Source organism: uncultured Frigoribacterium sp. (assembly GCF_963515265.1).
In the GTDB taxonomy this organism is placed as follows: domain Bacteria; phylum Actinomycetota; class Actinomycetes; order Actinomycetales; family Microbacteriaceae; genus Frigoribacterium.
Window position 1 is genome coordinate 1 of sequence record NZ_CAUPYL010000135.1, and the last position, 7,304, is coordinate 7,304.

Genomic DNA, 7,304 nt, shown 5'->3' on the forward strand with positions numbered 1-7,304 from the left:
CCTCCGCCCTGGCCGCCGCGGACGCCGCTGCAGGGCTGGTCACGGGCGGCGGCGGGCCGTGCTCCCTGGCAGCGTCGCTGGCTCGGGCGAACACGGTCGAGCTCTCCTCCTGCGACGTCGACGAGCTCGTCGTGACGGTCGTCGTGACGGGGTCGGCGCCCGTCCTCGGGGTCGCCGTGCGGGCCTCGGCGACGGCAGGACCGCCGCCCTCCGCACCGCGACGGACGGGCCCCGGACCGTGAGCCGGTGCGCCGGAGGGTGTGTGTATGGTGTGCCTGTCGGCAGCGCACGATCCGTCGGTCCCGTGTCAGGGACGGCGGGAGAACCGCCCGCCGCCGACCACCTGACCGATCCTCGTGACCGGGTCCAGACGTTCCCCGAAGCAAGGAGTCCCGTGCCAGGCACGAAGAAACTGGTCATCGTCGAGTCGCCCGCGAAGGCCAAGACGATCGGGCAGTACCTCGGCAGCGGCTACGAGGTGCTCGCCTCCGTCGGGCACATCCGTGACCTCGTCGAGCCCAAGAACCTGCCCCCCGAGCTCAAGAAGGGGTCGCTCGGCAAGTTCTCCGTCGACGTCGAGAACGGCTTCGAGCCCTACTACGTCGTCTCCGACGCGAAGAAGAAGACGGTCTCCGAGCTCAAGCGCGCGCTCAAGGGCGCCGACGAGCTCTACCTCGCCACTGATGAGGACCGCGAGGGCGAGGCCATCGCGTGGCACCTGCTGCAGGAGCTGAAGCCGAAGGTGCCGGTCAGGAGGATGGTCTTCCACGAGATCACGAAGGACGCGATCCAGAAGGCCCAGGAGAACACCCGCGAGCTCGACACGGCTCTCGTGGACGCCCAGGAGACCCGCCGCATCCTCGACCGCCTGTACGGCTACGAGGTCTCGCCGGTCCTCTGGCGCAAGGTGGGCCCGGGTCTCTCGGCCGGCCGTGTGCAGTCGGCGGCCACCCGCCTCGTCGTCGACCGCGAGCGCGAGCGACTCGCGTTCGTCTCCGCGTCCTACTGGGACCTCACCGCCACCTTCGAGCCCGCGGCCGACGCGGTGCCCTTCTCCTCCCGTCTCGTGCGGGTCGACGGGACCAGGGTCGCCAGCGGTCGTGACTTCGACGACCGCGGCCAGCCCAAGGGGCAGGCCGTCGCGCTCGACGAGGCCTCGGCCGGCGCGCTCTCCCGTGCGCTCCAGGCGTCGGGCGTCGACATCGTCGTCTCGTCCGTCGAGTCGAAGCCCTACACGCGCCGTCCCGCGGCCCCGTTCACGACGTCGACCCTGCAGCAGGAGGCGGCGCGCAAGCTCCGCTTCTCCGCCCGCCAGACGATGAGCGTCGCCCAGTCGCTGTACGAGAACGGGCACATCACCTACATGCGCACCGACTCGCCCTCGCTCTCGCAGCAGGCGACGAACGCCGCGCGGTCCCAGGCCGCCTCGCTCTACGGCGCCGACACGGTGCCCGACAAGCCCCGCGTCTACACGGGAAAGAGCAAGAACGCCCAGGAGGCGCACGAGGCGATCCGCCCCTCCGGCGACACGTTCCGCACGCCGAGCGACATGCAGTCGACCCTGAGGGGCAACGACTGGAAGCTCTACGACCTCATCTGGAAGCGCACCGTCGCCTCGCAGATGGCCGACGCCAAGGGCTCCACGGCCTCCGTCGTCGTGACGGCGACGACCGAGACCGCCGTCGCGGGCGTGTCCGCCGAGGGTGCTGCCCGCACGGCGGCCGAGTTCGTCGCGACCGGCACCGTCATCACCTTCCGTGGCTTCCTCAACGCGTACGAGGAGGGTCGTGACGAAGACCGGCACGGCGCGGCCGACAGCGCCGAGGCCAAGCTCCCGCCGCTGACGGAGGGCCAGCAGCTCACCCTCGACGAGGTCGAGGCGAAGGGCCACGACACGAGCGCGCCGCCGCGGTACACCGAGGCGAGCCTCGTCAAGACCCTCGAAGAGCTGGGGATCGGGCGCCCCTCGACGTACGCCGCCATCATGTCGACCATCGTCGACCGCGGCTACGTCACGCCGCGGGGCACGGCCCTCGTGCCGAACTGGATCGCGTTCTCCGTCGTCCGGCTGCTCGAGGAGTACTTCGGCGACCTGGTCCAGTACGACTTCACGGCCAGCATGGAGGACGACCTCGACCTCATCGCCGGCGGCGACGCCGACCGGGTCGACTGGCTCAACGGCTTCTACTTCGGCAACGACACGCACCGCGGGCTCCGCAAGGTGATCGACAACCTCGGCGAGATCGACGCCAGGGACATCAACTCCATCCCGCTCGGCGAGGGGCTCACCCTGCGCATCGGGCGCTACGGCCCCTACCTCGAGGCTCCGGGCGACGACCCCGAGGCCCCCCGCCGGGTCAACGTCCCCGAGGACATGGCGCCGGACGAACTGACGCCGGCCCGTGCCCGCGAGCTCATCGACGCTCCCGTCATCGGCGACCGCGTCGTCGGCATCAACCCCGAGTCCGGAAAGGAGGTGCTCGCGAAGGACGGCCGTTTCGGTCCGTACGTGACCGAGCGCACCCCGGAGGACATCGCTGCGGACCCCGCCACGGGCGAGGTCGTCGAGGCGACGGTCGCCCCGACCGCCGCGGCCGGCACCGCGACGACGAAGGCGCCGGCCAAGAAGGCGCCGGCGAAGAAGGCCGCCCCCAAGGAGCGGACGGCGTCCCTGTTCAAGAGCATGAGCGTCGACACAATCGACCTCGAGACCGCTCTCGCGCTGCTCGACCTGCCGCGGACGGTCGGGGTCGACCCGGAGACGGGCGACGAGATCCAGGCCCAGAACGGCCGTTACGGTCCGTACCTCAAGAAGGGCACCGACACCCGGTCGCTCACCAGCGAGGACCAGATCTTCGAGATCGACCTGTCCGGCGCCCTCGAGCTGTACGCCCAGCCCAAGTACGGGGCGAAGCGGGCAAGCAGCGCCCTCGCCGAGTTCGAGGCCGACCCGGTCAGCGGCAAGCCGATCAAGATCAAGGACGGCCGCTTCGGGGCCTACGTGACGGACGGCGAGACGAACGCCACCATCCCGCGCGGGGAGACCGTCGAGGAGGTCGACTTCGAGCGCGCCATCCAGCTGCTCGCGGACAAGCGCGCCAAGGGCCCGGCCAAGAAGCCGGCCGCCAAGAAGCCGGCTGCCAAGAAGCCCGCTGCCAAGAAGCCGGCTGCGAAGAAGCCCGCGGCCGCGAAGAAGCCCGCCGCCGCGGGGAAGCCCGCCGCCGCCACGGGTACCGACGGCGACGCGCCGGAGGCCTCGTAGTGGCCGGTCTGTTCATCACCCTCGAGGGCGGCGACGGATCGGGCAAGACCACGCAGGCGGCCCTCCTCGAGGAGTGGCTCGGTGAGCAGGGTCGCCGTGTCGTCCGGACCCGGGAGCCCGGCGGCACCGACCTGGGCCTCGAGCTCCGGCAGATCGTCCTGCACCGCCGGGGACACATCGCGCCCCGGGCCGAGGCCCTGCTCTACGCGGCCGACCGTGCGCACCACGTCGAGACCCTCGTGCGCCCGGCCCTCGACCGCGGCGAGGTCGTCCTGCAGGACAGGTACGTCGACTCGTCCGTCGCCTACCAGGGCGCGGGCCGGGTGCTGGGCGGCGACGAGGTGCGCGAGCTGTCCGTCTGGGCGACCGGCGGACTGACGCCCGACCTCACCGTGCTGCTCGACCTCGACCCGCAGGTCGGCAGGTCCCGACTCGACGCTGCCGAGAAGTCCTGGGACCGGCTCGAGTCCGAGGCCGCGGCGTTCCACGGCCGGGTCCGGGACGCGTACCTCGCGATCGCCCGTGCCGAGCCCGCCCGGTTCCTCGTGGTCGACGCCACGCTGCCGGTCGCCGAGGCCGCGGCCGCCGTGCGGGCGAGGGTCGCCGACCTCCTCGCAGAGCAGTGAGCAGCGAGCGATGAGCAGCTGGGACGGCCTCACCGGCCAGGCCGACGCCGTCGAGCTCCTCAGGGCGGCCGCCTCCGCCGATCCGTCCCGCTCGGCGATGACGCACTCGTGGCTGATCACCGGCCCGCCCGGTTCCGGCCGTTCGAACCTCGCCTACGCCTTCGCGACCGCGTTGCTGTCCCGGGGCCACGACGACGAGGCGACGAGCCGCCAGGTCGACGCCCGCTCGCACCCCGACCTGGCCGTGCTCAGCACGGAGCGGATCATCATCACCATCGACGAGGTGCGGTCGCTGGTCGCGTCGTCCCAGTTCTCTCCCTCGGTCGGCCGCTACCGCGTCGTCGTCATCGAGGACGCCGACCGGATGACCGAGCGCACCAGCAACCTCCTGCTGAAGGCCCTCGAGGAGCCGCCGCCCCGCACGGTCTGGATCCTCTGCGCTCCGAGCGAGGCCGACCTCATCCCCACGATCCGCTCCCGCGTCCGCAGCGTCCGCCTCCGGACGCCGAGCGTGGCCGACGTGGCCGACCTGCTCGAGCGTCGCGACGGCATCGACCACGAGACGGCCGTCACGGCGGCCCGCGAGGCGCAGAGCCACATCGGCATGGCGCTCCGCCTCGCGACGGACGGGGAGGCGCGCGAGCGACGCCGACGGACGCTCGAGGCCGCGCTGGCCATCCGCAGCGTGTCCGACGCGGTGAACGCGGCGACCACGATGCTCGCCGTCGCCGGCGACGACGCCAAGGCGATCACCGAGCAGCGTGACGCCCAGGAACGCGCGAGTGCCCTCCGGTCGCTCGGCGTCGAGCCGGGCGGGACCGTGCCCCCTGCCCTCCGCAGCCAGCTCCGCGCGCTGGAGGACGACCAGAAGCGCCGGGCGACCCGGAGCCTCCGCGACGGCATCGACCGCATCCTCGTCGACCTGCTCTCGCTGTACCGCGACGTTCTCCTGCTGCACCTCGGAGTCGCGGAGGAGCCCATCAACCAGGCGGTCCGTGGCCGGCTCGACGAGGCGACCGCGGCCTCGACGCCGGCGAGCACGCTCGCGGTCATGGACGCGATCGCCGTCGCACGTCGGCGGATCGAGTCGAACGTGGCCCCGGCGTTGGCGCTCGAGGCCATGCTGGTGGCCGTCAGCCGACACGCGGTCAGGTGAGGCAAGATGGCGGCATGACCGACCCGACTGCCGCACCGGGCCTGCGTGAACGCAAGCGCCTGGCCACCCGACGGGCCATCCAGCTCTCCGTCCTCGACCTGATCGGCGAGGAGGGACTCGAGGCCGTCACCGTCGACATGATCAGCCGCCGCGCCGACGTGTCGCCCCGCACGTTCTTCAACTACTTCACGTCGAAAGAAGAAGCGGTCGTCGGCGACCTCCCCGACCTGCCCGAGGGCGATTCCCTCGACAGGTTCCTGGGGGCGCACGACGAGCCGATCATCGACGGCCTCATCCGCCTCCTCGACGAGGCGGTCGTGACCGCGACGTTCGACCGCGACCTGGTGCAGCGCCGACGCATGGTGCTGCGCAGCCACCCCGACCTGCTCGCACGCCGGATCGCCTCCACCCGCGTGCTCGAGGACCGCCTCACGGGCATCGTCGCGCGTCGTCTGGCCACGGCCCCCGGCCGTGCCGACGACGCCACCGAGGAGTCCGACCTGAGCAGCGCCCACCTGCTCACGCTCGTGGCGATCGCCGCGCTCCGGCACGCCTGGGGCGAGTGGATCGACGACGACGACGCCGACCACGCGACCGACCACCGCTACGGCCTGCGGGCGCGCATGGAGGGGTCGTTCGCCGAGCTCGGCCGCGTCGTGACGCGACAGGTCTGAGAATCCGCTACAGTTGGTGATCGTGCCGAGAGGCACGAGGTTCTCGGTCTGATCGAGATCCGCCGCTTTAGCTCAGTCGGCAGAGCGTCTCACTCGTAATGAGAAGGTCTGGGGTTCGATTCCCCAAAGCGGCTCCAGCAGCACCGGTTGTCCCCGAGGCCCCGATCCCCAGCGGATCGGGGCCTCCGCCGTTCCCGGCGACGGCGGGCCTGGGGCATCGGTCGGGCCCGGGGGAGCCGGTCGCGCCCGCGGCGTGGGTCGTCCCGCGCACGGCGTCGCCGGCGACCTGTCCTGGTAGACAGGTCACATGAGCATCCGATGGGGCATCCTCGGCGCCGGCGGCATCGCCGACACCTTCGTGAACGACCTGGCGGCCGCAGGCATCGCCGTCGCGGCCGTCGGGTCGCGTGACGCCGACAAGGCGAGGCGCTTCGCCGACGACCACGGCATCACGACCGCGCACGGCAGCTACGACGACCTCGTTGCCGATCCGGAGGTCGACGCGGTGTACGTCGCGACGCCGCACGTCTTCCACGAGCAGAACGCCCTCCTCGCGATCCGGGCGGGCAAGCACGTCCTCGTCGAGAAGCCCTTCACCGTCAGCGCCGACGAGGCGGGGCGCGTGCTGGCCGCTGCTCGTGAGGCCGGCGTCGTGGCCCTCGAGGCGATGTGGACTCGGTACCTGCCACAGCAGGCGCGCCTCCGCGAGGTCGTCCGCAGCGGCGTGATCGGCGAGCCGCGCCTCCTCACGGCCGCCCACATGCAGTCGCTGCCGACCGACCCGCAGCACCGTCTCAACGACCCGGCCCTCGGCGGCGGCGCCCTGCTCGACCTCGGCGTCTACCCGGTGTCGTTCGCGCACGACCTGCTCGGGCCGGTCGAGGCCGTCGCGGCGACGGCCGTGCTGAGCGGCCAGGGCGTCGACGCACGCACGGGGATCACGCTGCGTCACGCGAACGGAGCGACGTCGAACCTGTTCTGCGCGCTCGACACCGCGGGCCGCAACGACGCCGTCCTGCACGGCAGCGCAGGCCGCATCGAGATCGATGCGACGTTCTTCACCCCCGGCGGCTTCACCGTGCGAGACGCCGAGGGCGAGATCGTCGACCGGTTCGACTCCGACGAGGGGGACCTCCGCGGCATGCAGCACCAGGCGCTCGAGCTGGCGCGCCTGGCCGAGGCCGGCGATCTCGAGAGCCCGGCGCTCACCTCCGACGGGATCCTCGCCGTGATGGCCACCATGGACGAGGTCCGCCGCCAGGTCGGCGTCCACTACCCCGAGCGCTGAGCCGAGCGCTTCCCTGGTCGGCAGAGCCCGGAGCCGAGGAGGCGCGGGCGCGGCCCCCGGAGGAGGCACGCGTTTCGTAGGATGTCCTGGATGAGCGAGCAGGACGCGACCCCCGACGACCGCCCCTCCGGCCACGGCGCCCCCGAGGTGCGTGCGGAGGCGGCCGAGACGCGGGCCGAGGACACGGACGTGACCGCAGGGGGAGTCCGGACGCGAGACGTGCGCGCGTCGGCCGCGCGCCTCCTGCGGGAGCACCCGCGCACCGCGCTCGTCACCGCCGGCGTCCTCGCGTTCGCCC

6 protein-coding genes, 1 tRNA gene and 1 pseudogene are annotated in these 7,304 nt (G+C 72.3%); all 8 read left to right on the top strand.

Annotated features, from left to right (window positions below; all coding sequences use genetic code 11):
• A pseudogene (locus RWM17_RS10520) lies at positions 1 to 242 on the top strand (hypothetical protein); the annotation flags it as partial.
• 152 nt (positions 243 to 394) lie between these two features.
• Entirely contained in the window at positions 395 to 3,262 is a 2,868-nt protein-coding gene (gene topA / locus RWM17_RS10525; protein WP_314103449.1) for a type I DNA topoisomerase, read from the top strand.
• Positions 3,262 to 3,888 carry a dTMP kinase gene (gene tmk / locus RWM17_RS10530; RefSeq protein WP_314103451.1) on the top strand — a complete coding sequence of 209 codons (627 nt, stop codon included), beginning with the start codon at positions 3,262 to 3,264 and terminating at the stop codon, positions 3,886 to 3,888. Before topA ends, tmk begins: the two co-directional genes overlap by 1 nt.
• 10 nt (positions 3,889 to 3,898) lie before the next feature.
• On the top strand, positions 3,899 to 5,044 hold the full coding sequence (locus tag RWM17_RS10535) for a DNA polymerase III subunit delta' (RefSeq protein WP_314103453.1): 1,146 nt from the start codon (positions 3,899 to 3,901) through the stop codon (positions 5,042 to 5,044).
• A 14-nt stretch (positions 5,045 to 5,058) separates the two neighbouring features.
• Positions 5,059 to 5,718, top strand: coding sequence for a TetR family transcriptional regulator (locus tag RWM17_RS10540; RefSeq protein WP_314103454.1), 660 nt, complete (start codon positions 5,059 to 5,061; stop codon positions 5,716 to 5,718).
• A 61-nt stretch (positions 5,719 to 5,779) separates the two neighbouring features.
• A tRNA-Thr gene (locus RWM17_RS10545) sits at positions 5,780 to 5,855 on the top strand.
• A 170-nt stretch (positions 5,856 to 6,025) separates the two neighbouring features.
• On the top strand, positions 6,026 to 7,006 hold the full coding sequence (locus RWM17_RS10550; protein ID WP_314103457.1) for a Gfo/Idh/MocA family oxidoreductase: 981 nt from the start codon (positions 6,026 to 6,028) through the stop codon (positions 7,004 to 7,006).
• Positions 7,007 to 7,096: 90 nt separating this feature from the next.
• On the top strand, positions 7,097 to 7,304 hold a 208-nt coding region (locus RWM17_RS10555; protein WP_314103459.1), incomplete at its 3' end, for a hypothetical protein.